Annotated in this window: 3 protein-coding genes; all 3 read right to left on the minus strand. The window is 58.1% G+C overall.

The window, feature by feature from the left end; genetic code table 11:
* On the minus strand, positions 1-200 hold a 200-nt coding region (locus ACQKPC_RS30310; RefSeq protein ID WP_427628322.1), incomplete at its 3' end, for an electron transfer flavoprotein subunit beta/FixA family protein.
* A gap of 63 nt (positions 201-263) precedes the next feature.
* Positions 264-1,466 carry a CaiB/BaiF CoA transferase family protein gene (locus tag ACQKPC_RS30315; protein ID WP_427628324.1) on the minus strand — a complete coding sequence of 401 codons (1,203 nt, stop codon included), beginning with the start codon at positions 1,464-1,466 and terminating at the stop codon, positions 264-266.
* A gap of 74 nt (positions 1,467-1,540) precedes the next feature.
* Positions 1,541-1,729 (minus strand): acyl-CoA dehydrogenase family protein (locus ACQKPC_RS30320; RefSeq protein WP_427628325.1); only part of this gene is annotated, 189 nt, incomplete at its 5' end.

Below are 1,729 nucleotides of genomic sequence, written 5' to 3' on the forward strand. Positions count from 1 at the left end.
GTGGACGGGCCGATGGAGACGACGACGATTTCAGTCGCAACACCTTTCTCTTTCAGGCGTACGGCTTCTTCCACTGCGATTTCGCAGAACGGGTTCATCGACATCTTGACGTTGGCGAGGTCGACGCCGGAATTGTCCGCCTTGACGCGAACCTTGACGTTGTAATCCACAACGCGTTTGACAGATACCAGGATCTTCATTGGGCAGTGTTCTCTCGAAAATCTTTGATCGTTGCAGCCAGGCTGTTTGTTATCAGATCGCGACTAAATCGCCCCGGTTGCGCGCATCTGTTCAATGCGGTCTGTTCCCAACCCCAGTTCCCTGAGCACTTGTTCGGTGTGCTGGCCAAGACCCGGCACGGCATCCATACGCGGTTCGAATGCGCTGTTACTGCCTGGCGGTATCAGGCTTGGAATGGGGCCGATTGAGGTATCGACTTCCCGCCAGCGATCACGGGCCTGAAGTTGTGGATGGTCCCAAACTCCTTGCATGTCGTTGACCCTCGCGTTGGCGATCTGCGCATGCTCCAGCCGTTCAAACACGGCATCGAAGGTGAGTGTGGAGAACGAGTCGACGATGAGTTGTCGCAGCGCGTGACGGTTTTCCACGCGCTTGAAGTTGGCAGAAAAACGCTCGTCTTTGGCCAGTTCCGGCATAAGGAGCACCTTGTCGCAAAACAGTAGCCACTCACGTTCGTTCTGCAGACCCAGCATCACGGTGGTGCCGTCACCGATGGGGAAGGGACCATACGGGTAAATGGTCGCGTGCGCGGCGCCGGCGCGAGGGGGCGGAGGAGCCCCGTCGTAGGCGTAGTACATCGGGTAGTTCATCCACTCGACCAGGCTTTCCAGCATTGACACATCGAGGTGGCTGCCTTCGCCGGTACGTTCACGCAACAACAGCGCAGACAGAATCCCGGTGTAGGCGTACATGCCCGCCGCAATGTCGGCGATCGAACATCCGGCCTTGGCCATGTCTTCCTCACCCGGGCCGCCGGTGACCGACAGAAATCCGCCTTCGCTCTGGATCAACAGATCGTAGGCTTTTTTCTTTTCATAGGGGCCACCGACGCCATAGCCTGAAATGTCACAGACAATCAGCCGTGGAAAGCGCTGATGCAGCACCTCGAATGACAGCCCCATTCGCGCGGCGGCACCGGGTGCCAGGTTCTGCACAAGTACATCGGCGGTGGCCAGCAAGCTATCCAGCACCTCGGTTGCCGCGTCTTGCTTCAAGTCGAGGGTCAGGCTTTCTTTCGAGCGATTGGTCCAGACGAAGTGCGAGGCCAAGCCGTTGACGCGTTGGTCGTAGCCTCGGGCGAAATCACCTGTGCCTGGACGTTCGACCTTGATCACCCGAGCGCCAAGGTCGGCCAGTTGTCGGGTGCAGAAAGGTGCTGCAATGGCATGCTCAAGACTGATGACGGTAATGCCATCGAGCGGACGGATGCCTTTGGGTTGGCTCATGATTATTATCTCTCTTGTCATGGCTTCCCAGCTGCGCCTGCCTGAGCCGACGCACTGGGCTTTGCGCTGATCACTTAGAAGGAGCGCGGCAGCTCGAGCAGGTGTTCGGCAACGTACGACAGGATCAGGTTGGTGGAGATGGGAGCAACCTGATACAGGCGGGTTTCACGGAACTTGCGCTCCACGTCATATTCGCAGGCGAAGCCAAAGCCACCGTGAGTCTGCAAGCAAGCATTAGCCGCTTCCCAGGAAGCTTTCGCCGC

It is taken from the genome of Pseudomonas sp. NPDC089918 (assembly GCF_050280605.1).
Lineage (GTDB): Bacteria > Pseudomonadota > Gammaproteobacteria > Pseudomonadales > Pseudomonadaceae > Aquipseudomonas.